Source organism: Pseudomonas sp. ICMP 3272, assembly GCF_001466905.1.
Taxonomy (GTDB): Bacteria; Pseudomonadota; Gammaproteobacteria; order Pseudomonadales; family Pseudomonadaceae; genus Aquipseudomonas; species Aquipseudomonas amygdali.
Genome location: NZ_LKEK01000020.1, coordinates 1 through 351, shown reverse-complemented (window position 1 = coordinate 351; position 351 = coordinate 1). Strand labels below are relative to the sequence as shown.

The 351-nt window shown below is 56.6% G+C and carries 1 pseudogene; it reads left to right on the top strand.

Features of this window, described 5'->3' with window-relative positions:
• Window positions 1-351: pseudogene (locus AO068_RS29595) on the top strand (toxin C-terminal domain-containing protein); the annotation flags it as partial.

Genomic DNA, 351 nt, shown 5'->3' with positions numbered 1-351 from the left:
GGCACCGTGGGCGCAGGCGATGTGGTGGTGCGCAGTGACACGGTGGGTAAGGACTCAACAGCGGGCTTGAATCGTGATGTCGACAAGGCATACGAGATCACGCGTGATGATGAACATNAAGAGTTCGTTGGAGGCAGCCAGCCAGCCGATAGTCACTGCTACTCAGTAGGCAAACCAACTCCTGACTTACAACACAACGGCCAAACAGAACTACGAAGAGGCCACCCGAGGTCTGACGCGCGCAGTCAACAAAATCGAGAGCACGCTGGGCCGCAAGATGGATGCAGGGGCCGCCAGTCTGATGGGTGCTGATTTTGCTGAAAACACCATGGACTCGTTGCTTCAGGGTGG